At 38.1% G+C, this 26,036-nt stretch carries 25 protein-coding genes; 7 read left to right on the top strand and 18 right to left on the bottom strand.

The features are described from left to right. Positions 1–208 precede the first annotated feature (208 nt). Positions 209–1,180: an octaprenyl diphosphate synthase gene (gene ispB, locus LDL57_RS01300; protein WP_180558514.1), complete on the top strand. Its 972-nt coding sequence runs from the start codon at positions 209–211 to the stop codon at positions 1,178–1,180. 21 nt (positions 1,181–1,201) lie between these two features. Here ispB and LDL57_RS01295 read toward each other — a convergent pair whose 3' ends face one another. Beyond that, on the bottom strand, positions 1,202–1,594 hold the full coding sequence (locus LDL57_RS01295) for a DNA-binding protein (RefSeq protein WP_032114378.1): 393 nt from the start codon (positions 1,592–1,594) through the stop codon (positions 1,202–1,204). Between the two features lie 568 nt (positions 1,595–2,162). On the opposite strand from LDL57_RS01295, the gene LDL57_RS01290 reads away from it, so the two are divergent. Continuing rightward, a complete protein-coding gene (locus tag LDL57_RS01290; protein ID WP_026821841.1) occupies positions 2,163–2,438 on the top strand; it encodes a helix-turn-helix domain-containing protein in 276 nt (91 codons plus the stop codon). 58 nt (positions 2,439–2,496) lie between these two features. Here the strand turns inward: LDL57_RS01290 and mdh are convergent, their stop codons facing one another. Beyond that, positions 2,497–3,435 (bottom strand): malate dehydrogenase, encoded by a 939-nt coding sequence (mdh, locus tag LDL57_RS01285; RefSeq protein ID WP_225506823.1) that lies wholly within the window; start codon positions 3,433–3,435, stop codon positions 2,497–2,499. A gap of 419 nt (positions 3,436–3,854) precedes the next feature. On the opposite strand from mdh, the gene argR reads away from it, so the two are divergent. The 3 genes from argR (at position 3,855) to ppa (ending at position 6,184) form a co-directional block, all read left to right on the top strand. Beyond that, positions 3,855–4,325 (top strand): transcriptional regulator ArgR, encoded by a 471-nt coding sequence (gene argR, locus LDL57_RS01280; RefSeq protein ID WP_180558517.1) that lies wholly within the window; start codon positions 3,855–3,857, stop codon positions 4,323–4,325. 169 nt (positions 4,326–4,494) lie between these two features. Next, positions 4,495–5,502: a class 1 fructose-bisphosphatase gene (gene fbp, locus LDL57_RS01275; RefSeq protein WP_180558518.1), complete on the top strand. Its 1,008-nt coding sequence runs from the start codon at positions 4,495–4,497 to the stop codon at positions 5,500–5,502. A gap of 151 nt (positions 5,503–5,653) precedes the next feature. Continuing rightward, on the top strand, positions 5,654–6,184 hold the full coding sequence (gene ppa, locus LDL57_RS01270; protein ID WP_180558519.1) for an inorganic diphosphatase: 531 nt from the start codon (positions 5,654–5,656) through the stop codon (positions 6,182–6,184). 61 nt (positions 6,185–6,245) lie between these two features. Here the strand turns inward: ppa and LDL57_RS01265 are convergent, their stop codons facing one another. The 6 genes from LDL57_RS01265 to LDL57_RS01240 all read right to left on the bottom strand — a co-directional run bounded on the left by LDL57_RS01265 (position 6,246) and on the right by LDL57_RS01240 (position 16,317). Next, positions 6,246–6,596, bottom strand: a complete 351-nt coding sequence (locus LDL57_RS01265) for a gamma-glutamylcyclotransferase family protein (protein WP_180558520.1) — start codon at positions 6,594–6,596, stop codon at positions 6,246–6,248. 2 nt (positions 6,597–6,598) lie between these two features. Next, positions 6,599–10,372, bottom strand: a complete 3,774-nt coding sequence (gene tamB / locus LDL57_RS01260) for an autotransporter assembly complex protein TamB (protein WP_225506821.1) — start codon at positions 10,370–10,372, stop codon at positions 6,599–6,601. Further along, positions 10,369–12,111: an autotransporter assembly complex protein TamA gene (tamA, locus tag LDL57_RS01255; protein ID WP_304488589.1), complete on the bottom strand. Its 1,743-nt coding sequence runs from the start codon at positions 12,109–12,111 to the stop codon at positions 10,369–10,371. Before tamA ends, tamB begins: the two co-directional genes overlap by 4 nt. A 431-nt stretch (positions 12,112–12,542) precedes the next feature. Next, complete coding sequence (locus LDL57_RS01250; protein ID WP_180558522.1) at positions 12,543–13,562, bottom strand: carbon-nitrogen hydrolase family protein; 1,020 nt, start codon at positions 13,560–13,562, stop codon at positions 12,543–12,545. A 133-nt stretch (positions 13,563–13,695) separates the two neighbouring features. Further along, entirely contained in the window at positions 13,696–15,729 is a 2,034-nt protein-coding gene (locus LDL57_RS01245; RefSeq protein ID WP_225506819.1) for a M13 family metallopeptidase, read from the bottom strand. A 381-nt stretch (positions 15,730–16,110) separates the two neighbouring features. Continuing rightward, positions 16,111–16,317: a stringent response modulator YtfK gene (locus LDL57_RS01240; protein ID WP_180558524.1), complete on the bottom strand. Its 207-nt coding sequence runs from the start codon at positions 16,315–16,317 to the stop codon at positions 16,111–16,113. 313 nt (positions 16,318–16,630) lie between these two features. Between LDL57_RS01240 and LDL57_RS01235 the strand changes: the two genes are divergently transcribed. Then, positions 16,631–17,194, top strand: coding sequence for a YtfJ family protein (locus tag LDL57_RS01235; RefSeq protein WP_180558525.1), 564 nt, complete (start codon positions 16,631–16,633; stop codon positions 17,192–17,194). 8 nt (positions 17,195–17,202) lie between these two features. Here the strand turns inward: LDL57_RS01235 and cysQ are convergent, their stop codons facing one another. The 6 genes from cysQ to rpsF all read right to left on the bottom strand — a co-directional run bounded on the left by cysQ (position 17,203) and on the right by rpsF (position 20,484). Continuing rightward, entirely contained in the window at positions 17,203–17,943 is a 741-nt protein-coding gene (gene cysQ / locus LDL57_RS01230) for a 3'(2'),5'-bisphosphate nucleotidase CysQ (protein WP_180558526.1), read from the bottom strand. Between the two features lie 83 nt (positions 17,944–18,026). Beyond that, on the bottom strand, positions 18,027–18,647 hold the full coding sequence (bamJ, locus tag LDL57_RS01225; protein WP_180558527.1) for a BamJ family beta-barrel-assembly machinery protein: 621 nt from the start codon (positions 18,645–18,647) through the stop codon (positions 18,027–18,029). A 398-nt stretch (positions 18,648–19,045) separates the two neighbouring features. Next, positions 19,046–19,495 (bottom strand): 50S ribosomal protein L9, encoded by a 450-nt coding sequence (rplI, locus tag LDL57_RS01220; protein ID WP_180558528.1) that lies wholly within the window; start codon positions 19,493–19,495, stop codon positions 19,046–19,048. Between the two features lie 38 nt (positions 19,496–19,533). Next, complete coding sequence (gene rpsR / locus LDL57_RS01215) at positions 19,534–19,761, bottom strand: 30S ribosomal protein S18 (RefSeq protein WP_000135199.1); 228 nt, start codon at positions 19,759–19,761, stop codon at positions 19,534–19,536. Between the two features lie 4 nt (positions 19,762–19,765). Next, a complete protein-coding gene (gene priB, locus LDL57_RS01210) occupies positions 19,766–20,083 on the bottom strand; it encodes a primosomal replication protein N (RefSeq protein ID WP_180558596.1) in 318 nt (105 codons plus the stop codon). Positions 20,084–20,091: 8 nt separating this feature from the next. Then, positions 20,092–20,484: a 30S ribosomal protein S6 gene (gene rpsF, locus LDL57_RS01205; RefSeq protein ID WP_180558530.1), complete on the bottom strand. Its 393-nt coding sequence runs from the start codon at positions 20,482–20,484 to the stop codon at positions 20,092–20,094. On the opposite strand from rpsF, the gene LDL57_RS01200 reads away from it, so the two are divergent. Beyond that, positions 20,476–20,625, top strand: a complete 150-nt coding sequence (locus LDL57_RS01200) for a hypothetical protein (protein WP_180558531.1) — start codon at positions 20,476–20,478, stop codon at positions 20,623–20,625. The two genes, rpsF and LDL57_RS01200, sit on opposite strands and share 9 nt — an antisense overlap. Positions 20,626–20,693: 68 nt before the next feature. On the opposite strand, the gene rlmB is transcribed toward LDL57_RS01200, so the two are convergent. The 4 genes from rlmB to LDL57_RS01180 form a co-directional block, all read right to left on the bottom strand. Continuing rightward, a complete protein-coding gene (gene rlmB / locus LDL57_RS01195) occupies positions 20,694–21,431 on the bottom strand; it encodes a 23S rRNA (guanosine(2251)-2'-O)-methyltransferase RlmB (protein WP_180558532.1) in 738 nt (245 codons plus the stop codon). A 74-nt stretch (positions 21,432–21,505) separates the two neighbouring features. After that, on the bottom strand, positions 21,506–23,956 hold the full coding sequence (gene rnr / locus LDL57_RS01190; RefSeq protein ID WP_180558597.1) for a ribonuclease R: 2,451 nt from the start codon (positions 23,954–23,956) through the stop codon (positions 21,506–21,508). Positions 23,957–24,013: 57 nt separating this feature from the next. Beyond that, a complete protein-coding gene (nsrR, locus tag LDL57_RS01185; RefSeq protein ID WP_180558533.1) occupies positions 24,014–24,436 on the bottom strand; it encodes a nitric oxide-sensing transcriptional repressor NsrR in 423 nt (140 codons plus the stop codon). 195 nt (positions 24,437–24,631) lie between these two features. Then, positions 24,632–25,930: an adenylosuccinate synthase gene (locus LDL57_RS01180; RefSeq protein ID WP_180558534.1), complete on the bottom strand. Its 1,299-nt coding sequence runs from the start codon at positions 25,928–25,930 to the stop codon at positions 24,632–24,634. Between the last annotated feature and the right edge of the window lie 106 nt (positions 25,931–26,036).

Here is a 26,036-nt window from a genome sequence, read left to right as displayed (position 1 = left end):
AGGGCGCGAATTCTACGCAAAAAAGCATCAGAAGACAAGCCTAGAATTCAATCTAATAATAAAAAATCTACTTTATAAAGTGTATTTATTCTGTAGCCGTTCATTTGCAATTAATTTTACAGTACAATCGGTGACAGATTAACAGTACAAGATCACATGACTAAATATTATGTTTAGGTAAAACCAAATTGATGTAAGAATTTATAAAATGAATTTAGAATCAATTATCAATCTAACCGCAAAAGACATGGAAGCGGTTAATAAAGCAATCTTGAATCAATTAAATTCAGATGTCTACCTCATTAATCAACTAGGTCACTATATTATCAGTGGTGGCGGAAAAAAAATTCGGCCTATGATTGCTATTCTGGTTGGAAGAGCGCTAGGTTATCAAGGCGAAAAGCACATTAATGTAGCAGCATTGGTTGAATTTATTCATACCGCAACATTACTACATGATGATGTTGTTGATGAGTCAACCTTGCGGCGCGGGAAAAAAACAGCAAATTCTGTTTTCGGTAATGCCGCCAGTGTATTAGTAGGAGACTTTATTTATACCCGCTCATTTCAAATGATGACAGCACTTGATTCAATGCCTGTTTTAAAACTGATGTCTGATGCAACAAATGTCATTGCAGAAGGTGAAGTTTCACAACTAATCAATTGTAATAATCCAGACATCACCGAAAGCATCTATATGCAAGTAATATATAGTAAAACTGCACGCCTATTTGAAGCTGCGACACATGCATCAGCGATTGTATCTGGTGCCAATGAGACCCAGCAACAAGCCTTACGAGATTATGGTCGTTTTCTTGGTACGGCCTTCCAACTGATTGATGATCTTCTAGATTATGACGCGGATAGTACCACTATTGGCAAAAATATCGGCGATGATTTAAATGAGGGAAAGTTAACATTACCGCTACTTCATGCAATGAAAAAAGGCACCGCAGAAGAATCCGCACTTATTCGTAACGCAATAGAAAAAGGTAATGGGCGCCATTTACTTAGTACTATATTAATTACCATGAAACGCTGTGGCTCTCTTGAATATACCCGTGACCGAGCTAGAGAGGAAGCCGATAAAGCAATTAAAACGCTAGATATCTTACCTGACACATCTTATAAGGATGCTCTGATCAGCTTGGCTTGCATTTCCGTGCAACGCCCCTCGTGACAAAAACTTCTTTGGAACAGCTCATCCTGTTCCAGAGTTATCTTCTTCCACTAATATCGCTTCACAACAATTGATATAACCAATTAACTTTTCCAATCCTTCCCGTAAAATAAATTTAATAATTTTTTCACGCTCTTTTTTTGTTAATTGTTTATAAGCTTCGACCCAAATTAAAAAAGCATCTTGTCGTTTTCCTTTGCCGCGATAATCAATAGAGTTATCATTTAGCGATAATACATTAAATACATCTTCAGGCAGACTACTGACATGATATTCAACAGCTTTGCCTTGGACTCCACGTTTTCGACGTTGCTCCCAACCTTCCCTGCGAGCCATTAGGTTGATACCTTGTGGTGATGAAGGCAAACCAACCAATCCAGCGAGTTCTTTCGCGGTATACCATTCTTTTTTCATAATTTTCTCGCATCACTTTTGGTATTAATACATAACCTAATTCTGCAAATCTAATTGTTAAAAATGGTGGCCTTCTTGATTATTTTTTTCTTTTAAAACCCTCCAAATTTCTTAAACATAGAAAAATCATTGAATAAAATTGCAGGGTTATTTCTTTTTTTATCTCTTGCAAATATTGTTCTCCTTTTTACTATCATTATTAACTAATTTTTTTTCTATTAATATCGGACAAATTATTTTATAACTATTAATTTTAAGGAATTAATATGAATTAAAGATTTTTATTTTTTTCACTCTATTATACTGAATTAATATAACTAGAATTAATTATATACACTCCTAATAAATTGAAGAGAACCTCACTATATTTCTTAAAATATCTGTAAAATTTCTCTATTTTTTGCAATCAAGTTCAAAAAAGAGATTTTTAAGAAAAAAATAAGAAACTATTAAAGAAAAAAATGTTATTTTATTTCTAATAACAAGTTCTAGTTCGAAATACATGTGAGAACTATCTGTTATTTATACCACTAATACAGCAATATATTTAATAGAAAAAGGATTAAAAATGATTTCACAGAAATCTGATTGGCATCCTGCGGATATTATTGCAGCGCTAAGAAAACGCGGAACAACATTAGCAGCTATATCAAGACAAGCAGGTTTAAGCTCTTCTACCCTAGCCAATGCTTTATCTCGGCCCTGGCCAAAAGGAGAATGGATAATTGCAAACTTTTTAAACCTTCATCCCTCTGAAATATGGCCTAGCCGTTATTACGATTTCAATACAGGAGAATTATTAGAACGAAATATTCGTCAGCCTACTAATAAAAATAACGAATAAATTATAAAAAAACCGCAGACTCATATCTGCGGTTTATTATTTAATTAAGTTAATAATATTATTTATTAATAAAATCTTCGCCTAATTTAATATCTTTATTGAGTGTCTCTAACATATTTTCCAATTTATTTTTTTCAAAGGTATTCATAATATTTATAGGTAATCTTTCTTCAATACCATTTTTACCTAAACGTATTGGCTGAGCAAAAAAACGCGCATATTCACCATCACCTTCCACATATGCACATTCGATTATATTTTCTTTACCATTTAAAGCGTGTATTAATGATAAACCAAATCGTGCAGCGGCTTGTCCCATAGAAAGTGTTGCGGATCCACCACCGGCTTTTGCTTCTACAACTTCAGTTCCCGCATTTTGGATACGTTTAGTTAGCTCCTCAGCTTCCTGTTCGGTAAAGCTAACTGCTGGAATTTGAGAGAGTAGCGGTAGAATCGTTACGCCAGAATGACCTCCAATAACCGTCACTTCAATTTCTTGCGGTTTTTTACCTTTTAATTCAGCAACAAAAGTGTTAGAACGGATAATATCTAAGGTTGTTACACCAAATAGTCGATTTCTATCATACACACCGGTCTTTTTTAATACCTCTGCTGCTATCGGAACCGTGGTATTGACCGGATTAGTAATAATACCAATTAACGCCTTTGGACAGCTCTGAGCAACTTTTTCAATCAGACTACGTACGATACCGGCATTTATATTAAACAAATCTGAACGATCCATTCCCGGTTTCCTGGCAACACCTGCCGAAATTAATACTACATCAGCACCGTCAAGTGCAGGTGTTGGATCTTCACCAGCAAAACCAATTACTTTTACATCCGTTGGAATATGGCTTAAATCTTTGGCAACACCAGGGGTCACAGGAGCAATATCATAAAGAGAAAGCTCTGAGCCTGATGGAAGCTGGTTTTTAAGAAGAAGTGCAAGCGCTTGACCAATACCACCTGCTGCCCCAAGAATAGCTAATTTCATGCTGATACTCCTTTAAATGATGACACTTCGAAATAGCTTAAAACTTTCAATCTATTACATACATTATTCATATGACAGTCTATTAATTACGATTAATTGTTGTTAATAGATAAGTCCGATAAATTTTTTGCTTTCATTTTAAATAAAATCCTTATCGACTAATGCGATAAGGGGCACTTTTTTAATATTGATTAGGTAGCAGCATAAGGTAGAGTCACAAAGGTTATTTTTACAATTAACATTATTTTTTAAACAAAAATTTATCTTCAATTTCCACAAAACAGACAAATAACTAACAAATAATTTCTATTATTGCTTTTTTTATTATTTTCATAGCACTATGGCTAGACTCCTTGTTGCATAAAAATTCACCTTTATACATAATATCGCTCTACTTAACGTCTTGAAAAAGGTGATTTATGTATGCTTCTTCTAAACAAGAAGATCTCGTGAAAGCTTTTAAAGCGCTGCTCAAAGAAGAAAAATTTAGTTCACAAAGTGAGATCGTTATAGCACTTCAAGAGCAAGGCTTTGAAAATATAAACCAATCAAAAATTTCTAGAATGCTGACTAAGTTTGGCGCAGTGCGTAACCGTAATGCGAAAATGGAAATGGTTTATTGCCTACCCGCTGAACTGGTTGTTCCTACAACAACTAGCCCACTAAAAAATTTGGTATTAGATGTTAATTACAATGAATCAATTGTGGTTATTCGTACTAGCCCTGGGGCTGCACAGCTGATTGCTCGTTTATTAGATTCTTTAGGAACTTCAGAAGGAATTTTAGGTAGTATCGCCGGCGATGATACCATTTTTTCTACTCCAACTCTGGGATTTTCCACCAAACGACTTTATGAAGCCATTTTGAATTTATTTGAACAAGAGTTGTAAAAATCACAGTTATCGCGCTGATCAGCGCGATAATATGAAATGAATCGTTATCTTGATTAACAAAAATAATCCAACTATTAATCTTGCCCTAATTTGGCTAAACTGCACGCACATAAGGAACTACAGTTCCTTAAAAAACCTCTATAAAATTTGACTCAGGACCTTGGTCATGAAAACATTAGACGAATTTATCGTTGAAAAACAACATGATTTTCCTCATGCTACTGGTGAACTTACTGCATTATTGTCAGCCATTAAATTAGGTGCAAAAATCATTCACCGCGATATTAATAAAGCCGGTTTGGTGGATATTTTAGGCGCAAGTGGTGCTTCTAATGTTCAAGGTGAAGTTCAAATGAAACTTGACCTCTACGCGAATGAAAAATTAAAAGCCGCTTTGAAAGCGCGAGGAGAGGTTGCTGGCATTGCCTCTGAAGAAGAAGACGAAATCGTTATTTTTGATGGTGATCGGGCAGAAAATGCCAAATATGTCGTATTAATGGATCCATTAGATGGTTCATCAAATATTGATGTAAATGTTTCGGTAGGAACTATTTTCTCTATTTATCGCCGCATTACACCGATTGGACAACCTGTTACCAAAGCAGATTTTTTACAACCGGGCCATCAACAAGTCGCAGCCGGCTACGTTGTATATGGCTCTTCAACCATGCTGGTCTATACAACCGGTTATGGTGTGCATGCCTTTACCTATGATCCTTCTCTGGGAGTTTTCTGTTTATCTCACGAAAAAGTGATGTTCCCGACCCAAGGCAACATGTATTCAATCAATGAAGGAAATTATAGTAAATTTCCATTAGGGGTAAAAAAATATATAAAATATTGCCAGGAGCAAGATCCCGCTACACTTCGCCCTTATACTACCCGTTATATTGGCTCTCTGGTGGCAGATTTTCATCGAAATTTACTAAAAGGTGGTATTTATATTTATCCAAGTACAGCAAGCCATCCTAAAGGTAAATTACGCTTACTATATGAATGCAATCCGATTGCCTTTTTAGCCGAACAGGCGGGAGGTAAAGCAAGTGATGGTAGTCATCGCATTTTAGATATTGTTCCAGAACAACTACATCAACGTGTACCATTCTTCGTTGGAACAAAATCTATGGTAGAGAAAGCCGAAAGCTTTATGCTTGAATTTTCAGTTAATGAATAACGTCCTATCGTACACAATAAAGGCAACCAATCTGGCCTTTATTGTTAAGCTTATTTTTATAATAAGATCCTATCTGATAGTGAGTTTTTCTTTCGTTTACGGCTATAATAACCGCTACTCAATTTATAGCTTTAAATAAAGGACATTTTTTATGAGCCTAAATAACGTACCGGCAGGGAAAGAACTGCCTGAAGATATCTATGTCATTATAGAAATTCCAGCCAATGCTGATCCGATAAAATATGAAGTAGATAAAAAATCCGGCGCCATCTTTGTCGATCGTTTTATGTCTACTGCTATGTTTTATCCCTGTAATTATGGTTATATCAACCATACTCTCTCCCTAGATGGCGATCCTGTTGATGTTTTAGTTCCAACACCTTATCCGCTACAACCAGGAGCAGTGATCCGTTGTCGCCCAATCGGTGTCTTAAAAATGACCGATGAATCCGGTGAAGATGCAAAATTAGTTGCTGTGCCTCATTCTAAATTGACTAAAGAATACGATCATATTAAGGATATTCACGATCTACCTGAATTATTACGTGCTCAAATTAAACATTTCTTTGAACACTATAAAGATTTAGAACAAGGCAAATGGGTAAAGGTGGAAGGTTGGGAAAATGTTGATGCGGCAAAAGCTGAAATTCTTTCTTCTTTTGAACGCGCAGCTAAAAAATAATCATCATATAGATTTAACAGATCCCCTTTATTATTAATAAATGGGATCTAGTTAGAAAAATTTATTTGCTTTTCCCATTACGTTTTAGCCAATCACCACTTTCAATTCGCCGTAAACCATCTACCGGAAGTTTATAAAGATAAATCCATGCATTACCATAAGGTGTCGATATCAACTCTCTTTCATAATCCTGGGAATTCCTTTTTAATTCATCAAGCTCAGTTAAAATTGAAGGTGTAATACGATAAACTTCACATTCTATCGTCCCTTTACCACGTATTACTGCAGGGTAATGACCTAAGTCATAAATTTCATAACCTTCCAACCGATACTCTCCTAATAGCTGAGCATAGGTCATCCAATGATGATTTCCCTGTTTACGTCTTAAACTACCATAAACAATTATACGCATAATTAAAACTCAAACTGATAAAGCAGATCTAGTGCCTGATCAACACCAGACACAGCTTCTAGATACAATTTTGGCATCAAACGATAGCGTAGCGTTAATGTAGCAAGAGAATTAAATATCCCGACACCATATTTAACTTGCAAATCATTAGTAATCTTTCCACTCACTACAACCTGAGATTTGTCACCAACTCCCTGAGTATCTAATGCTAAGTCGGAAACACCAAATGTTTCACCAATACTTCCCAATAATTTTCCACTTTTGGAAACTCCCATACTAATCAGCAAAGCAGCCATATGGGTACTATCTGCGCCACTACTATCTAACCCTTCACCTCTAAGTAAATAAGACAGCGCTTCCTGCTGCGATTTAACTGGCTCGGATAAAATCGTTGCTTTTGGTTTATCCGCCAAGCCGGTAACCCTGACACCCGCAATCACATTATCATTGGTACTCTCCGGATTACGGATCGCTTCTACATTTAAGAATGGCTGATCAACGGGGCCTGAAAATAAAATTTGTCCTTTCCGGACAATAAGATCTTGTCCATATGCATGAAATCGTCCTTCAGGAATATTAATCTGGCCATTTAAACCCAATCCTTGTTTATCTTGGATAACTTTTAATATTCCTGTTAATCGAGCTTTTAAACCAAATGCGTCCAGACGAACATCATTGCCAATTTTAATTTGTAGATTGGTTAAGATTGGTATTGATATACCTTTTTTCTCAATTGGCTGCAAATTTGCATCTAACATCACTTCATCTGATGAAACGCCTACTGCTGATTCCGGTAATTCTTGTACTGTTATACGCGCCCAGGGAATATTTACATTACCATTAAGACTTAATAAATTAGGTGTAGCTTCAAAAACAATATCCGGCTCCACATCAATACGAACCATTGGCGGTAATGTTATCCGCAGTTTGTTACCGGTGGCCGAAATTCTCGCTTGCCAGGCTTTAATGTTACGCCAATCCGCCTCTCCGGTTAATTTTAAATAACCTTCTGGTGTATTTATACGTCCGGTTAATTGAGAATGTGTTCCCATAAAATTCAGTTTGAGGAAACCCTGATTGATATCAAATGGAAACCAGTGTCCTTTTGCTGCCACATTAGAAAGTGCCAAATTACCATTTAATAGTGGCTGCTTCATATTGCCAGCTAACCTTAAATCGGCATTCAAATCGCCATCTAACTTTTCACCTTTACTTAGAACTGGACGAATTAATGCTAATGAAATATTTTCAATGTTAACACTACCTGATAATTTACGGTTTTGTTGCAGATCGTCAATCCGTATATTGCCTGAAAATTTGCCATTATTGTTAATTTGTATTAACCACTGTAAGACCGCCTTACCATTACTCATATCTGCATTTAATGTTAGCGTTTGAAATTCAACTGGTAACACCGATCCTTCAATTAATTGCTTAATTTTCACACTATTACCAAGCAAATTTACTTTTGCCTGTGGTGAACGGCCATCCGCATACCAGCTCACTTTTGCATCACCATCAAAACTGCCTGTGAGCTGAGTTTCAGCAGGCAAAAAAGGTTTGAGCAGTGCTAAATCAAACTGTTGTAATAGAATATCTGCATTACCGGACTTACCAATTTTAGCCGTTTTAGACAGACAAAAACGCCCTTTAGCATTTATCCAGCAATGAGGGGACAAAGTGACTTCCTGTTGTTGATTAGCATACTCAATCGCAACTGGCCGACTTAATTGCCATTCACCGATCGGTGAATTAAATAAAGTATTATCTAACACGCCTTGCCATAACGCTTTCTGTCGATCAAAACGGCCTTTCAGTGTTAAATGACCAAAAATGGGTTTTCCATCGATATTCATTTTAACACTATGCTGTTGTTCATTACCTTTAGCATCTAAGTTGAAATTGTGCACAACTAAATCGGACTGTTTCAACTGATGAATAGCAACGGTTAACTGACCATGGATCTGTTTATCAGAACGGATATCACCTTGAATAATAGCTTTATCAATAGCTAAGTTTTTTTGCCATTTAACTTTACGAGCTGCCAGATCAACCATTAATTGTGGTGACTTTAAATCACCTCGTAATTTTAATTGTCCCTTAATGACACTCGCTAAACCAGGTAATACACCATCGAGACCGGGGGCATCTATTATCCCATCTAGTTGCCATTTGTCACTCACATGTCCATTAATAGCTAATTTATTGCGCCCGAGTAAGATATTGAAATCGGAAATGTTCCATTGACCTGCGGCATTTCCGTTTATCTGTCCGCGGGTTTGTAATAAATTACCTTTTACCTTACCATCCAAGGTAATTTCAGGGATTTTTAATTGCCAGCTACCACCATGTAAACTGCCTGTCGTGACGATTTTACCCTGTAATTTAGCTGGCCATTGTGGCCACTGTTTTGCAGTATTAATATTGGATAAAGTTAATAACCCATTCCAACTTATCGCTTTACTCCAATCAATAATTCCGCTTAATTCAGTGTGTCCTTGCAACGCATTCAATCGCAGACGAGTTAAACGAAACTGTTCTTCATTCCCTTTAGCATCAAGCGTTAATAAGGCCGGTGGCACATCCCGTCCATCCATTTGGGTTCTTAATGAGAGGTCATAATTCATCACCTTACCATTCAAACGTAAACGCAGATCCTTTAAACGATATTCGGGTTCACCTTGCAGTGGCCAATTAAGCTGCTGACTTTCTAGGGTTAATTGAATTGGCAATCCTGCTTGTGATAGGGCTGCTTCAGCAACCAAATTAGCCTTGATGGGCCCCGTAAAACTTAACATTAATTTAAGCTGTTGTAATAAAGCCCCTTCTAATTTCAAATCAACTTGTTGCCCTTTAAGATCATTAAGATAGGATACGGCTTGAACAGCAATATTGACCGGCCACTGCTGAGCCAAATTAGCATCACCAGTGAGAGTGATCTTGCCTTCAGGCGCCACAACATCAAATTGCTTGATAGCTATCTGCTGATTTTGTACGCTAGCTATTAATGTCAAATTAGCAACGAATAGCTTAGTATCTCCAGCTAAATGCCAGTTTATCCCTCGGATCTGCTCAATATTAATATCGATAGGCAACACGACTTCAGGTAATTTAGCCAATAAGGGCTCAGCAAACAGGGCTTTTAATGTTTCAGCAGGTGATTTATCTGCTATCCCATTAGTAGTTTTTATTACTGTTTTTTCTGTCTCTTTATTTGCTTCTATTGTTGTTTTTGGCAAATTAACTGCTAATCCATTAATTGTCGTCGGTTTAATTGTTAATAGATTAGCTTGCCAATCAGCCGCCATTGTTAATTCAGCCAGCAAAACCTGGGTGTTATCAAGCTGGATACTGATATTTTTGAGGGTTAACTGATTTAACAAAATAGGATAAGGGGTCGACAATTTAGTTAAGGGTTTTGAGCTAGCTTGCTCTTCGGCAGATTGAAAGGCTTTGCTATCAATCTTAACATCGACGCCTTCAGTTGAAATATTATTAACGCACAATTGAAAACGTTTTAAACAGTTAACTTGGAGTGAAAGATTAAATTTATCAACATCAACATTAATACCCTTGGTTCGATAACGAACTCCTTGCAAATTCAAATCACTCCAGCCGCCGGACATGGTCGCAATTTCTAATCCTGGCAACCAACGCACGGCTGTATTAAGGGCAAAATGTAAGCCTGATTGCGTGGTAACTATCCAACCAATTATCGTTAATAATATTAATAACAAAAACAATAAAGCCAGACTAATTCGTTTTATCCATTTCATAGCTCAGCACCTAACCCAATATAAAATTGTACTTTGCTATGATCAGGATCACCAACCGGTGCAGCAATATCCAGTTTAATTGGCCCAACTGGTGAAACCCAGCGAATACCAACGCCAGCGCCAACTTTAAAATCATCCTTATTAAAATCATTGACCGCCTCACCACCATCAACAAATATGGCACCCCACCAGTTGCCCGTCACATTATATTGATATTCCAGTGAGCCGACGGCTAATTTGGAAGCACCGGTTAATTTTCCTTGGTCATTGGTAGGGGAAATTTTTTGATAACCATAACCTCTGATACTGCGATCACCACCAGCAAAAAAACGCAGATCGGGAGGGACTTTGTCAAATCGATTAGCTTCTATCCAACCCAGATGACCTCTTACAACAAAACGATGCCCTTTCCAGGGGGTTCTTATCCAAACATTTTGCGCTTGTAATACAATAAAATCGATATCTGAACCCCAGGTAGTATTAGAAATATCAATAGTATATCGTTGGCTATCCCCCCAATAGGGCATGGCGCCACCTCGTTGTCGCATGCGGCTGAGACTGACGCCAGGATACAGAAGCATAGTTGTATTGGTTACATTTGCCTGGGTAAAATGGCTAAGACTCCAACGCAAATTAACGCCATATTGCCAACCTTTATAATAATCCCAATTCCTTAATAAATTGTGGGTTGTCGTATCAGACTGGGTATCATTTAAGTCAGTACGTTTGAAACCGGCCTGAACGGCATAGTATTGTTCTAAGGGGCTCTTTTTTAGTGGAATTTTATAGCTTGCATCAATAATTTGTTCAGGTTGCGAAAGACTGAGGCTGGAAGTAAAACTCTGTCCTCTCGAATTAATCCAGGGCTTATTCCAAGTAGCCTTGACTCGAGGGCCGACATCAGTGGAATAACCACCACCTAATTCAACATGATTTCGCGCACGTGGCGTTAATACCGCGTCCATTGGCAGAATATGGGTGCCTTTCTGACGCGCTTTATTGATATCAGGTGTCACAATGGCGGAATTGAACCAACCCGTACTGACTAACCGTTGATTGAATTCAGCCAATTGCTCAGAAGCGTAATAGTCTCCCTGTTTAAAGGGAACAATATTATTTAAATAATCTTCGCGAATTTGAGCGCCTTCATATTTGATAGCGCCGAAACGATAACGCTCACCACTATTGAAATCAAATACCCAATAAGAAGCTAGATGAGCTAATGAAACGCCTAACTGACTTTTTTCCATTTCTGCATCAAAATAACCTTTACGAACCGCCAGCCGACTAAATCCCTGTTTCAAATCTTCATAATCGCCATGATTAAGAATAATTCCTTTTGGGGGCGTATTGCGGGCTATCATTTCCGCATAGTCTTTATCATATTTGGCCGCTCCCTTTAGTGTTATCTTTACATCTGCCACATGAACCGGTTTTCCAGGATCAACTTTCGCGGTTAAAACGGGTCGAGAAGGTGGTTGAAATTCCTGATAAGAAAATTCAATAGTGGGTTCATAATAACCTAACGGCCTTAACCCTAAACGAATTGCCTTATCAACTCTCACGCGAAAACGACCATCTGTGGCAATTTCATCCTGAGTGATACTTGAGAGCTGAATACGAACGTTTTTTTCAAGTTCTCCTGTCAAACCCTCAACTTTTAAACGAAGATTGGCACCATTGGCAATAGGCACTACCATCGACATACAAAGAAAACAAAGCAAAGAATATCTTGGCACGCCAACTCCTAATGGAAAATAACGATAAAAACTCACTCATTTTGGTTAAATTAAACAAGATATACAAGATATTAATAATAAATAATGCAATCTTTCACTCTCGATTTTGGCTCAATAACAGTAGTTGAATAGCATGCTAAAACATTTTTAACTAATAGCACTATTGGTTATTTATTTTTATACCGTTAAGCCAAAATTTATGTACCAAATACCTTATTAAAAATAGCAACTTTCTTTCGAAAAAACGAAATGGAAAAATTTTCTTACCATAAAAAGTTTAGATAGGGATATAAATAGAGGGTAGGCTGAAAAAATAATTACCAAATAACCACAAATTTTGGTAATTATATCACTGTTTAAACAGCTACATGCGATCAAGTGGATATATTAGAATTCATCATTACATCTGTTCAGATAATAGTCTGAATATGCTAATTAGCCTGAATTTCCTCACTCCCTGGTAATGCAATCTGTTTTGTATCATTTAGGACAGTATAAGAAGCCATTTTAGTTGTTAACGGACGATTAGCCGCAGGGTTAAACAGTAAACAAGTCACGTCTGGACGTGAATAATGGCCGACCGGATCAGCAATTGCTTTGGCGTAGGTAATTGCGGCAGGTTCAAGCGTAGCCAACAGTAATCCTTCCTCATTTTCTGCCAACGGTGCTGTTAGCTCACTGCCATCTGGGCCAAATATACGCGCATAACCACCACCTGCTTTTAACAAGTTCCGCTTAGTCTCATCTGTACATAACTGTTCAATCATCTGCTCTGACACAGTGGCACATGGCGCAATAACAAAACACTGCCCTTCTACTGCATAGGCGCGTGAAAGCGCGATATTAACTTCAGGGCTCAAAGCAGCTGTTGCATCGCGATAAATACTAAAACTAGGCCAAGACCCAATATGAATTTGCTCATGCTGAGCATACATAACATAACGCGTTAACGGTTGAATGTGTTCCCAACAACACAACGCACCTATTATGCCTAACGGAGTAGTAAATGTTTTTAGCGATGAACCATCACTTTCACCAAATAGAGTGCGCTCAACATGGGTCGGTTTAAGTTTTCGCCGCACACCGATCGTTTCACCCGTATTACTGATAAGCCATTGAGCCATATAAAGGGTACCATGATCTTTTTCACTCAGACCCAATAGCAGCCAAATATTATTCTCTCTAGCCACCGAAGCGATACGCTTTGCCTGATCACTGTCTAATACTAAAGAATTTTGATAATATTGATAAACCAGTGGGGTTAATGCTGCGGGTGAGTCCAACCAAAGAAACCAGGGATAGCCAGGTAGCCAATTTTCCGGAAAAGCAATTAATTCCGCCCCCTTACTTGCCGCTTCTTTTATTAAATCGATAGTTTTATCGATAGTTCCTGCCAAATCCATAAATACCGGAGCTGCCTGTACACAGGCAACGGTGATTGATTTATCCATTATTAATTCACCTCATTGTTGAATGTCGCATATAATTTATGTTCGCGATTATACAAATGAAGTGCTTACTAATGTTATTACCCAAAAGCAGCAAGTTTATCAGGCTCTATACTATAGAGCCTGATATTGAAGTCTACCAGATATGGATCCTCTCTTTAGGCGCCAGATAAAGCTTATGCTCCTTTTCTACCTTAAAGGCTGTATACCAATCATCCATATTACGTACCACGCCGTTGGCACGATAAGGATTCGGACTATGGGGATCAGTCATAATCTTATTACGCTCGGACTCTTTATTGGCTAACTCCCGCCAAGTTCTTGCCCAGGCAATAAAGAAGCGTTGTAAACCCGTCATTCCATCGATAATCGGTGGTTCACCATTGGGATAATGTTCTTTAGAAAATTGCTTATAAGCATTGAGGGCAATATTTAACCCACCGAGATCACCAATATTCTCACCTAGGGTCAGTTTACCGTTAACCGTTAAACCATCAATTTTAAACCCATTATACTGTTTAATAAGGTTGGCAGTTTTTTCTTCAAAATGCAGTTGTGAAGCTGCTGACCACCAGTTTCTTAATTGCCCGCTTCCGTCATAAAGACGACCTTGATCGTCAAAGCCATGTCCCATTTCATGCCCAATCACCGCACCAATGGCACCATAGTTATAAGCAGGATCAACATTTTGATCAAAAAATGGCGCTTGCAAAATAGCAGCCGGGAAAACAATTTCATTCTGAACGGGATTATAGTAAGCATTAATTGTTTGTGGCGTCATCCCCCATTCCCACTTCCTGACTTTTTCTCCGATCCGACTCATATTATCTTGATAGAGCCAGTTTTGTACTTGCAAATAATTGTCGAATAATGTATCTGGTTGCAAGTGTAACGTACTAAAATCATGCCATTTTTCTGGGTAGCCAATTTTGACTGTAAATTGGTTAAGTTTTTTTAGTGCTTCCTGACGGGTTTGTTTATCCATCCAGTCATTATTTTGCAAACGGGTTTTAAAAGTCCCTTTAACATAGCTCACCAAATTTTGGATCTTATTTTTAGCATCAGGATCAAAATAAGTTGCAACATAAAGTTGCCCCAATGGCTCCCCTTGTAGTTTATTAACGACTTCTAATGCCCGTTCTTTACGTGACCGCTGCTGTTTAATACCATTTAATCGGCTTGAATAAAAATTAAATCGAGCATCAGAAAAAGCTTGATTCAAGTAATTGGCTGTACTACTCAGATAGTGGAAAAATAAGTAGTCTTGCAGGGTAGATATCGGTGTATGCGCCAATATTTTTGCCAATTGCTCAACTGCACTGTCATTTTCTACGATAACTTTCGCTAGCTGTTCATCTGACAGTTTCCATTGTTGAATAAAACCCTGCCATTGATAATCTGGCGTAAACTTTTTTAGTTGACTAAGCGACATTGGATGATAATTTTTCAACGTGTCACGTTCAGCCTCTGGTGTCCAATGTACTTTTGCCAACGATTTTTCTAATGCAAAAATTTGCTTAGCCTTTAACTGCGTTTCTTTTTCTCCCGCTAATTGTAAAATAGTGGCAATATAAGCGACATAATCCTGACGGATAGTCTCCATCTGTTTAGTGTTATCCAGATAGTAATTTCTATTAGGTAAGCCTAAGCCGCCTTGCCCCAGATAAAGAACGTAAGTATCAGGTACTTTTGCATCCAATCCTACCCAATAGGAAATAAATGGCATATAACCTGGTTTTGCCATTAGATTAGTAATGTCAGCATGAGTTTTTGCCTGCTTGATAGCATTAAGTGCATTTTGTACCGGCGTTAAACCTGCTTTTTCAACGGCTGTTTCATTTAAATAGCTACGATAAAGATTACGAATATTGCGTTGATTATGATTAAGCTCACTTTGCGGTTGAACTTCAAGTTTATTTATCAGTGCTTGCAACTGTTTTTCTGTTTTGAGATATAACTCAACAAAGGAATTAATTCGTGACATTCCAGCTGGGATTTCTGCATGGGTTATCCAATCCTGATTAACATACTGATAAAAATCATTACCCGGAGAAATGTAATCAGACAATGTGATTTTTTGTTCGCCGTAAGTAACGCCTTTGGCAACAACAAAGGAAGAGCCTGTCAGAGCAGACAGACTAATAAGTAGTGCTAACACAGTTTTTTGCATAGGAGAAAACCTTTCTCTTCTTTGAGATTGATATGTTCCATCAACTAGTGTTGATAAGCTGATAAGTTGTATATACTACTTCAATTTTTTAACAAAAATGTACACTTAAATTTAATTTTATACAAAATTGTAATCTTTATCGTAATTAAAACATCGCTGCTCGCATAGCCAACACCAAATTATCAAATACCGGTCACAAAATGAAATGCCATACGTAAACATCAAATCTAACATGCAGCGAGTAAAGTGAGGAGGTATGTTAAAATATTTTTTGCTAATCCGAGCTATAGCAAAACTTATTTATTAAAACCAGTTAGGTCATGATGAGTTGATATTTTTATTTGCGCCACTGAGGATGTGGCGCACAATTTATCAGACGGGTTAACCTATTTCTGTCTGGAGGATAAGGACTTCTTTATTGATTTCATTCATTATGTGGAAATGCCGCTTATCTTTAATTCTAGGGGGTAATATCTTTCCTTTGTCAAATTCAAATACTCCCATATCTTTGATATACAATCGACCACGAAATAATATTTTGACGTAACGCGCAATCTTCAGTGGGTTGTAACGGTGAAAAATCTTCATTCAACTTTTTCCTCCACTTTGTTGATCTTGAAGTCACAAAAATGTGATTCATGACACATTTTATAGTCATAGACTCTCGTGACAAGCTTTAGTTCTCCTTTTCCAATAAGATTTAACGATTTTACATAACATGATAACTGATAAAATAGCTTTGAATAATCATTACAATATTTTTCATTTGATGTCTTAACAACTTTTGTTGTATGTGCTTTAGCAGCTTTCTGTAGCAAAGACATTATATTTAAGATTGACTATGCTAATAAACGATGACAATCATCAATAATCAGTTTAGAAAAAATTAATGAGGAGCACTATGTTAAAAAAGATCATAGCAATAGTAATTTTGTTAATTCTCCCTATCTCTGCATTAACTGCTACATTAGAAGTCAATAAGCCAGTGCCTACCGTAACTGTTACCGATCGAGGTGAACTTCTGTTGAACGAAAATGGTAAATTGATTTATCAAGATTGGAGTAGCAAAGAACTTGTTGGCAAAGTAAGAACGATTCTACATATTGCCGGGCGTCTTTCCGCTAAAGAACTCAATGAGTCATTAATAGAGGCAATTAAACAAAAGAAATTTGATCAGAAAAAATATCAGACAACGACAATAATAAATACTGATGATACAATTCTTGGAACCGGTTTTTTTGTCCGCAGTAGTATTGAAGACAGCAAGCGTGAATTCCCGTTTTCTCAAATCATTGTTGATAATAATGGTGTAGTTAAAAAAACCTGGCAGCTAAAACCCAAGAGTTCTACTATCATCGTATTAAATAAAAATGGTAACGTATTATTTGCTAAAGATGGCGCACTAACATCTGAAGAGACAAACAAAGTTATCAAAGTGATTGAGGAACAATTAAAAAATAATTAATTAAACCATCAGAATATTGATACTCTAAATCCCGGATTAATAAATGATTCTCTGAGAGAATAGTTTAGTGTTCTACCATACCAATCTGTCACTTTAGCGCCTGCCGCCTGGGCGATCGCATGTCCGGCAGCAGTATCCCAGATATGAGTGGGTCCAAATCGCGGATAAAGCTGTGCTTTACCTTCAGCGATGAGGCAGAATTTTAATGAAGAACCCATCTCCATAACTTCATGCTGCCCCATTTGCGCTAAATAATCGATTAATTCTTTATCCTGATAAGAGCGGCTAATCACAATCAGCGGGGGATAGCCATTAGCAACATGAAGTGATTGTTTTACACCCTCTTCTATTTTCCACGCTGTACCTTGCTCACTAGCATAAAGTATATTTTTTGCTGGCGCATAAATAATCCCCATAACAGGAGAACCAGATTTGATCAAAGCAATATTGACGGTAAATTCACCATTCCTTTGAATAAACTCTTTTGTTCCGTCAAGTGGATCCACTAACCAATAGCACTCCCAATGACAACGCTCGTGCCAAGCCGGAGGAGCTTCTTCAGAGAGTAACGGAATGTGCGGTGTTATTCTTGCCAATCCAGTTTTAATAATTTGGTGGGCAATGAGGTCGGCTTCAGTCACCGGTGAACTATCTTTTTTATGCTTAACAGAAAGCTGTTGTCCACTTTCATAGATAGTCATAATTGCTCTACCCGCTTCTTTTGCCAAATCACATAGTTGCTCAAGCATAATATATCTCGGAAAACGGCATAGATTATTTATCGAATTAGCTTGTTTATCAACCAACTAATTCGATGAAAAGTAAAACTTAATTATATAATCTCGAGTAATTCAACTTCGAAAATCAACGTGCTAAAAGGCGGAATAGCGGCGCCAGCACCACGTTCACCATAAGCCAAATTATGCGGAATAAAAAGTTCCCATTTTGATCCGATAGGCATCAATGTCAACGCTTCAATCCAGCCAGGAATAACACCGTTAACAGGGAATTCTGCTGGTTGTTCTCGTTCTCTTGAGCAATCAAAAATCGTACCATCAATTAACCGACCAGTATAATGAACACGAACCCGATCTGCTTTAGCCGGGATCGGTCCTTCACCTTGTTTTAATATAATAAATTGTAATCCTGATTCTGTCGTCTTGACTTCTTCACGTTGCTGGTTGTTATCCAAAAACTGTTGTCCCTCTACTGCCGCCGCTTGCTGAAATTTACGCCGTTGCGCTTCCGCGCACTCATGGATCTCACGTAATGCTCTATGCAGAGCTTGAATGGGAACAACCGGCGTTTTACTATGTAATGCATCACATAAGCCCGCAAGTAAAGCTTCTGGCTGAATGCCTTCCAGGCCTGATTCTAAAAGCTGTTGACCAACTTGAAGGCCAATACCATAACTTGCCTGAGTTTCAATTGAATCAAATGCCTGATCTGTCATAACAGCACCTATTTATTAAATAATAATAAAGAATATCAGTCACAAATAAACGGGTAAATAACCGTATAAAATAAATTTAGTTAAAAATAATATTATAATTTTATATCAATTCATTAATTTTATAATACTAAAAACCGACAGATTGGCCTTTAATTTGAAAAAAAGGCTTTATTCCTAAAATAATATTTATAAATGATAATAGATTAACAGTGACAGTTGCATGAATTAAAATTATCTACAACCAGCTAAAATTTCTTTAACTGAAATAGATATACTAAAGTAAAGTTGTTAATTTTATACGATTAATTGATCGCAGCGCTGATTTAAACAGCAAAAATAGAAATAAAAACACCAGCCAATGCTGGGGTTTTTATTTGTGCTTAATAATCGGAAAGCAATTATTCAGCAATAATATTCACATTCAGTTTTGCAAATACATCACTATGCACTTGGAAATGAACTTCGTGTTCACCAACAGTACGTAATACACCATTTGGTAAGCGAACTTCGCTTTTCGCAACCTCGGCACCGGCAGCAGTGACTGCCTGAGCAATATCACGAGTCCCGATCGAACCAAACAGTTTACCTTCATCACCAGCTTTAGAAGCGATGGTTACTGTTGCTAATGAATTAATTTTCTCGGCGCGCGCTTTTGCAGTGTCCAAAACGTCGGCTAATTTAGCCTCTAATTCGGCACGACGTGCTTCAAAAAATTCAACATTCTTTTTAGTTGCAGGAACAGCTTTTTGCTGAGGAACTAAATAGTTACGAGCATAGCCCGCTTTAACATCAACTTTATCACCCAGGCTACCCAGGTTTGCTACTTTATCCAGTAGAATAATTTCCATTACCTTATCCTCTCTAAGTCGTTAATGGACCATACCAATTACTGATGACGATCAGTATATGGCAACAGAGACAGGTAACGCGCGCGCTTGATCGCACGAGCGAGCTGACGCTGGTATTTTGCTCGAGTACCAGTGATACGACTCGGTACAATTTTACCACTTTCAGTGATATAGTTTTTTAGCGTTGCGATATCTTTATAATCAATCTCTTGAACGCCTTCCGCTGTGAAACGGCAGAACTTACGACGACGGAAATAACGTGCCATTTGGCTAGTCTCCAGAATCTATCAATTCAATCTGCTCGGCGTGAAGCACTAATTTATTCAAGCCATTAGCGCCCTGATGGCTACTAATGAAACCTATAACAGTGATCCGACTACCGACCGTTATACTGTGAGTAAACTGTTGTAATTTTTGTCCGCTGGCGATGATAGTTATTCTACACCATACTTGCCGATCAAAATCGGCCTCCTGCTGCTGTGAACGATGTTCGAGCACAAACTGACAGTGAGGAATTCCAGCTGGACTGACTTTTCTTATCGGTGCATTACAGATTTTGCCTGACAGCACCAAGCGGTTAGTATTCACAACCAAAATTACTCTTCAGAATCCTCAGCTCCCTCAATTCCTTCCAGGTCTTCATCAACCAAATCACGACTGCGACGATCGTCTTTGGCTTTAACCATTGGAGAAGCTTCAGTAACCGCATGCTTAACACGCATAATCATGCTGCGGACAACGGCATCATTGAAGCGGAAGTTTGTTTCTAACTCATCAATCACTTCTTGCGGCGCTTCAACATTCATCAGAACATAGTGTGCTTTGTGCAATTTATTGATTGGATAAGCCAATTGACGGCGACCCCAGTCTTCCAAGCGATGGATTTGACCTTGCGCTTCGGTAATAGAACTACTATAACGCTCAATCATACCTGCAACTTGCTCGCTTTGGTCCGGGTGAACCATAAAAACGATTTCGTAATGACGCATGAGTTTTGCTCCTTACGGATTAATCAGCCTCCTGTCAGGGTCAACCGCATCCCATGGAGGCAAGGAACTTATTTAATTGCGGCTGAAAAATTGACGCGTAACTATACCTATCCTTTAGTTAAAACTCAAGCATTAGATTAAATCATCATCTATCCTACATTGAATTGAGGACTGTAATCTGAGCAATATTATCAATGATCTCATTTTTTTCACTGACGACGCCGTTGACGCACTGCTTCAAATAAACAAACCCCCGTCGCAACAGAAACATTTAAAGACGAAACCACTCCTGCCATTGGAATACTAATCAGCTCATCACAATGTTCCCTTGTTAATCGACGCATACCTTCACCTTCTGCCCCCATCACTAATGCAATAGCGCCGGTTAATTTACTGTCATATAGCGTATGATCGGCTTCACCTGCGGTACCAACAATCCAGATATGCTGCTGCTGCAGTTGACGTAATGTCCGCGCAAGATTGGTAACCCGAATTAATGGCATACTCTCTGCTGCGCCACAGGCAACTTTTTTAGCGGTAGCATTAAGCTGAGCAGATTTATCCTTTGGCACAATAACCGCATCAATACTGGCGGCTTCTGCACTACGTAAACAAGCACCTAGGTTATGTGGATCGGTAATACCATCCAATATAAGCAAAAAGGGTGATTGCACCTGAGAAATAATAATATCTAAATCACTTTCTTGATATTGCCGTCCAGGTTTTACCTGAGCAATAATACCCTGATGAACAGCGTTTTCTGTCTGCCGATCCATCCATTGACGATTAGCTAACTGGATAATAACGCCCAACTTTTCAAGTTGATGGATAATTGGCAATAAACGTTTATCTGCACGCCCTTTGAGTACATAAACTTGTTTTAAACGCGAAGGATCGCGTTCCAGCAGTGCTTGCACTGCATGAATACCATAAATAATTTCACTCATAAATTTATCGATTAGTTAATAACGGTTAAAGATAGTCAACCATTGCCGATGAAAAGGATCATTAATAAAAATAGCTAAGATTTTTTTTGTGCTTTTTTGAGTGCCTTTTTTACTTTCAATTTTGCAGCAATTTTTTTGCTTTTATCAGAAATTTTTTTCCCTTTCTTATCTGCTTTTTTAGCGTTCTTGCTGCCGTTCTTATTAGGTTTAACCAATACACTATTGGGGTCAAAATTTTTGTCTTGGCTGTGATTTAGTTGGCTATTAGTTGAAATTGCTTTTTTAAATTGCTTTTTGGCTTTTTCTTTTGCTGTCTTACCTGGATTTTTCGCCTTACGTAAAGTTGATATCAACGCGAAATCGATCTTGCGTTCATCCATATGTACCGCTTCAACACTAATTTCAACCTCATCACCAAGACGATAAACCATGCCCGAAGAGTCACCAATAAGTCGTTGTCCTACATTATCGTAACGATAGTAATCATTATTCAGTGAAGAGACATGCACTAGACCATCAATAAAAAGATCTTTTAAACGGACAAAAAAGCCAAAACCTGTAACACTGGTGATAATGCCAGTAAATACATTGCCAACTTGATCTTGCATAAAATCACATTTCAACCAATCAGCAACATCTCTCGTTGCTTCATCAGCCCGCCGTTCTGTCATTGAACAATGCTCACCTAATTGCAACATTTCATGGGTATCAGCATGCCAACCACCGGTTGGCGTCGAACGATGTTGATTGTTTCCATGTTGTGAAGATAAAAGATATTTAATCGAACGATGTAGGGCTAAATCAGGATAACGACGAATCGGTGAAGTGAAATGGGCATAAGATTTCAATGCTAAGCCAAAATGTCCTCTATTTTCAGGATCATAAATAGCCTGTTTCATTGAACGCAAAATCATCGTTTGCAGCAATTCATGATCCGGACGTTCAGCTACTTCGTCCATGATTTTAGCATAATCAGCCGGCTGTGGTTTCATACCCCCTGGTAATGTTAAGCCCAATTCACTAAATACCGTTCGTAAGTTTACAATGCTCTCTTGTTTGGGCCTATCATGGACACGGTACAAGCTAGGTTCTTTATTCCGCTCAACAAAACGTGCAGCAGCGATATTTGCTAAAATCATACATTCTTCAATTAATTTATGCGCATCATTCCGTTCAACCGGCTCTATCCGCTCAATGCGTTTTTCTGCATTAAAAATAAATTTTGCTTCTTCAGATTCAAAGGAGATAGCCCCTCGTTTCACACGCGCGTTATCTAACGCTTTATATAGTTGATGAAGTTGTTCTAAATGTGGCACTAGATCTTGATAATGTTGACGTAATTGTTCATCACCTTGTAAAATTTTCCAGACTTTGGTATAAGTCAACCTGGCATGGGAACGCATCACCGCTTCATAGAATTTAGATGAGGTAATTTGTCCTTGCGGCGATAACTGTATTTCACATACCATGCAAAGCCTTTCGACTTCAGGGTTTAATGAACATAATCCATTAGAAAGAATTTCAGGCAACATGGGGATCACCCGTGATGGAAAATAGACTGAGTTTCCTCGACTAACCGCTTCATTATCCAACGCCGTTTGTGGCCTTACATAATAACTAACATCTGCAATTGCGACCCATAAGCACCAACCACCGTCTTCTTTCGGCATACAATAAACTGCATCATCAAAATCCCGGGCATCTTCACCATCAATCGTGACTAAAGGTAGATGGCATAAATCTACTCGCCCTTTTTTTGCCGACGCAGGGATCTGTTCCGACAAATCAGCAACTTGTTTCTCAACTTGTGGCGGCCAACGATAAGGAATTTCATAGGTTCTTAATGCAATCTCTACCGCCATGTTAGTACCCATGCTTTCGCCTAATACTTCGACAATATTGCCTACTGCCTGAGTATGCCGTGCTGGCCGGGTTGTCATCTCAACGACAACCACATTTCCCATCCTAGCACCGTTAACCTGTTCTTTAGGGATCAAAATATCAAAAGATAGACGACTATCATCAGGGACTACATATCCCATGCCAGATTCTAAAAAATAACGTCCTACAATATGATTATTGCGTGGAACGAGTACTCGAACAATGCGAACCTCTGTACGTCCTCGCCGATCTTTGCCCAATGGTTGGACAAGCACAACATCCCCATGCAGCGCTTTTTTCATTTCTTCCAAAGAAAGGTAAAAATCCTCTTTTTGACCTTCTACACGTAAAAAACCAAAACCATCACGATGGCCAATAACAGTACCTTTGAGTAAATCAAGACGTTCAGGTAAGGCATAACATTGGCGGCGAGTAAATACCAATTGTCCATCACGTTCCATAGCACGTAAACGGCGCCGCAAGGCCTCTAACTCTTCTTCTTTGGTTAACTTTAATATTCGGGCAATTTCCTGTCGACTCACAGGCGTGGTAAATTTTGCTAATACCTCTAAGATATATTCACGACTTGCAATTGGTGAATGATATTTCTCTGCCTCTCGGTCTTTATATGGATCTTTTGCCATCATCCACCTCCGCTACCATATCGATTAATATAGCTACAAATACATTAGGTCTATTGTTTATTTTAACAGTAACTTATACAGTGGCTCGTTATTTTTTATTAGATCAGCCAGTGTATATTTATCTAATTCACTTAAAAAATGATCAATCGCTTGATTTAATATCTGTTTTAATCGACAAGCAGAAGTAATATGGCAATAATCACTACAGCAATTGACTAATGCTAGGGGCTCTAACAGACGAACAACCTCTCCAATTCGGATCTGTTCAGCTGGCTTGCCCAAATAAATACCCCCATTTTTCCCTCTCACCGCAGCAACAAGTCCAACTCGGCTTAATTGATTAATAATTTTTACCATATGGTTACGTGAGACACCGTAAACATTAGTGACTTCAGTAATATTAGTCATTTTATCCTTAGGTAATGACCCCATATAAATCAATGCTCTTAAGCCATAATCTGTAAAACTTGTTAACTGCACATCAACCTCTAGTTATAAAACAAAAATGAAAGGACACTTTTTTTACATTAATTTATTAAGTTATATCTATTATGTAAATTTTTATCCTATTAAGCAAAATTGATCAGTAATTTTGGTAACATGAATTAGTAGATATAAAAATAACGCCTGAATGTTCAGGCGTCACTCATTGAGCGATAGTATTTAGGGGTAAAATTATGCATCAAAAGGATCTTGTAATATCATTGTTTCAGCACGATCAGGCCCGGTGGAAATAATATCTATCGGGATGCCGGTTAATTCCTCAATCCGTTTAATATAATCAATTGCTGCTTTAGGTAATTGATTATATTCTTTTACCCTAAAAGTACTTTCACTCCAGCCTGGTAATGTCTCATATATTGGCTCTAAACCTTCCCATTCCTCTGCCGCTAATGGTGTTATTGTCAATTCAGTTCCATCTGGTTTGCGATATGCAATACAAAGTTTCACTTCATCTAAACCATCTAATACATCTAATTTAGTTAAACAGAAACCAGAAAGCGAATTGATTTGAACAGCTCGATTAATAGCAACAATATCTAACCAGCCGGTACGGCGGCAACGACCGGTTGTTGCACCAAATTCCTGCCCTTTTTCACGCAGGTATTCGCCCGTTTCATCGGATAATTCGGTTGGGAAAGGACCACCACCAACACGGGTAGAATAAGCTTTCAATATGCCTAAAACATAATCAATATAGCGCGGACCTAAGCCAGAGCCAGTAGCTACGCCCCCCGCCGTTGTGTTTGATGAAGTCACATAGGGATAAGTACCATGATCAATATCCAGTAATGTCCCCTGTGCCCCTTCATACATCACTAATTCACCTTTTCGATGTGCTTTATATAACAAATCAGCAACATCAACGGTCATCGCCGTCAAAATATCGGCAATAACCATAATATCATCTAATGTTTTTTGGTAATCGATTGCAGGCGCTTTATAATAATTCACTAATTGAAAATTATGGTAATCAACAATTTCTTTAAGTTTGGCTGGAAATGTTTTTTTATTAAACAAATCACCGACACGTATTCCACGGCGGGCAACTTTATCTTCATATGCAGGTCCAATGCCCCGGCCTGTCGTGCCTATCGCTTTTGCGCCGCGCGCTTTCTCACGCGCATTATCTAAAGCAACATGATAGGGCAAGATTAATGGACAAGCCGCTGAAATTTTGAGACGTTCACGCACTGGCACGCCACGCGCTTCCAACTTTTTCATTTCATCCATTAATGCATCAGGTGCTAACACTACACCATTGCCAATGACACTTATAACATTTTCACGCAGAATACCTGATGGGATAAGATGGAGTACAGTTTTTTCACCATTTACCACAAGCGTATGACCAGCATTATGGCCACCTTGATAACGAACAACATACTTAGCGCGTTCAGTTAGTAAATCGACTATTTTGCCTTTACCTTCGTCACCCCACTGAGTACCTAATACGACAACGTTTTTACCCATTTCAAAATTCACTCGATTGCTTAAAAAAGAATTCTACCATTTCAAACATTAGCTGCCAGCAATTTTTATAATACCAATACCTCTTTTCATCACAATCTTAACACAT

It is taken from the genome of Arsenophonus apicola, from assembly GCF_020268605.1.
GTDB classification, from domain to species: Bacteria; Pseudomonadota; Gammaproteobacteria; order Enterobacterales; family Enterobacteriaceae; genus Arsenophonus; species Arsenophonus apicola.
This window is presented reverse-complemented; position numbering and strand designations above follow the sequence as displayed.

Coding starts and splice junctions, on each gene's coding strand:
- ispB (WP_180558514.1), top strand. CDS start 209: ATGAATTTAGAATCAATTATCAATCTAACCGCAAAAGACATGGAAGCG.
- LDL57_RS01295 (WP_032114378.1), bottom strand. CDS start 1,594: ATGAAAAAAGAATGGTATACCGCGAAAGAACTCGCTGGATTGGTTGGT.
- LDL57_RS01290 (WP_026821841.1), top strand. CDS start 2,163: ATGATTTCACAGAAATCTGATTGGCATCCTGCGGATATTATTGCAGCG.
- mdh (WP_225506823.1), bottom strand. CDS start 3,435: ATGAAATTAGCTATTCTTGGGGCAGCAGGTGGTATTGGTCAAGCGCTT.
- argR (WP_180558517.1), top strand. CDS start 3,855: ATGTATGCTTCTTCTAAACAAGAAGATCTCGTGAAAGCTTTTAAAGCG.
- fbp (WP_180558518.1), top strand. CDS start 4,495: ATGAAAACATTAGACGAATTTATCGTTGAAAAACAACATGATTTTCCT.
- ppa (WP_180558519.1), top strand. CDS start 5,654: ATGAGCCTAAATAACGTACCGGCAGGGAAAGAACTGCCTGAAGATATC.
- LDL57_RS01265 (WP_180558520.1), bottom strand. CDS start 6,596: ATGCGTATAATTGTTTATGGTAGTTTAAGACGTAAACAGGGAAATCAT.
- tamB (WP_225506821.1), bottom strand. CDS start 10,372: ATGAAATGGATAAAACGAATTAGTCTGGCTTTATTGTTTTTGTTATTA.
- LDL57_RS01250 (WP_180558522.1), bottom strand. CDS start 13,562: ATGGATAAATCAATCACCGTTGCCTGTGTACAGGCAGCTCCGGTATTT.
- LDL57_RS01245 (WP_225506819.1), bottom strand. CDS start 15,729: ATGCAAAAAACTGTGTTAGCACTACTTATTAGTCTGTCTGCTCTGACA.
- LDL57_RS01240 (WP_180558524.1), bottom strand. CDS start 16,317: ATGAAGATTTTTCACCGTTACAACCCACTGAAGATTGCGCGTTACGTC.
- LDL57_RS01235 (WP_180558525.1), top strand. CDS start 16,631: ATGTTAAAAAAGATCATAGCAATAGTAATTTTGTTAATTCTCCCTATC.
- cysQ (WP_180558526.1), bottom strand. CDS start 17,943: ATGCTTGAGCAACTATGTGATTTGGCAAAAGAAGCGGGTAGAGCAATT.
- bamJ (WP_180558527.1), bottom strand. CDS start 18,647: ATGACAGATCAGGCATTTGATTCAATTGAAACTCAGGCAAGTTATGGT.
- rplI (WP_180558528.1), bottom strand. CDS start 19,495: ATGGAAATTATTCTACTGGATAAAGTAGCAAACCTGGGTAGCCTGGGT.
- rpsR (WP_000135199.1), bottom strand. CDS start 19,761: ATGGCACGTTATTTCCGTCGTCGTAAGTTCTGCCGTTTCACAGCGGAA.
- LDL57_RS01200 (WP_180558531.1), top strand. CDS start 20,476: ATGACGCATGAGTTTTGCTCCTTACGGATTAATCAGCCTCCTGTCAGG.
- rpsF (WP_180558530.1), bottom strand. CDS start 20,484: ATGCGTCATTACGAAATCGTTTTTATGGTTCACCCGGACCAAAGCGAG.
- rlmB (WP_180558532.1), bottom strand. CDS start 21,431: ATGAGTGAAATTATTTATGGTATTCATGCAGTGCAAGCACTGCTGGAA.
- rnr (WP_180558597.1), bottom strand. CDS start 23,956: ATGGCAAAAGATCCATATAAAGACCGAGAGGCAGAGAAATATCATTCA.
- LDL57_RS01180 (WP_180558534.1), bottom strand. CDS start 25,930: ATGGGTAAAAACGTTGTCGTATTAGGTACTCAGTGGGGTGACGAAGGT.